This is a genomic window from Paenarthrobacter sp. 10L420 (assembly GCF_056395385.1).
Window position 1 is genome coordinate 1 of record NZ_JBFTJK010000074.1, and the last position, 751, is coordinate 751.

The following is a 751-nucleotide window of genomic DNA, read 5'->3' on the forward strand; positions in this document are numbered from 1 at the left end:
GCGATGACCGCGGTGGGTACCCCTGAGCAGGTCGTCGCAACACTGTTGGAACTGTCCAACGCCGGACTCGACGGGGTAGCGATCTCCTGGGTCAACTACGACGAGGGACTCCAGCAGATGGAAGACGACATCCTGCCCCTCATGGTCCAAGCCGGCCTCCGCCGGTAATGACATCAGTCTTTCGGACCTGCAGCACCGCTGCGTGTGGATGCTCGGAACAATCCGAAGCCACATTCAGGTAGTACAACAGACCTGTGCTCTATAGAGAGGAACACCGAATGCCATTGAGCGGTACAACCAGGAGGCCAGGGTCGGCCGCCGCTCGCTTGCGTGAACTGATCGCGGGTGATGGGCTGATTCATATTCCTGGGATTCACGACCCCTTTTCGGCGCGAGTAGCCCAGGATCTAGGATTTGGCGCGGTGACCATCGGCGGTGGGGTTACGGTATCGGTCGCTTACCATGCGATTCCTGACATGACCATGATCTCGACCCGCGACATCATCGATGTGGCCCGGGGCATCACACGGGCAATTGACATTCCGCTCATCGTCGATTTCGACGACGGGGGAGGCAACCCACTTCAGGTACGCCAGGCGGTCCAGATGGCGGAGGCTGCCGGTATCGCCGGCGTCATGATCGAGGACACGAACTTCGCCTACCCCAAGCACACGCCCCCCAAAGAGCTCGGGAACGTCATGCAGTTCAAAGACAATCACCACTTGACACGCGATGCGGCGGTCCAACGTGT

General features: G+C 59.8%; 1 protein-coding gene. It reads left to right on the top strand.

Annotated elements, in window-relative coordinates; all coding sequences use genetic code 11:
* Positions 1-278: 278 nt before the first annotated feature.
* The coding region (locus AC1DD5_RS25720) for an isocitrate lyase/phosphoenolpyruvate mutase family protein (protein WP_477523136.1) at positions 279-751 on the top strand (473 nt) is incomplete at its 3' end.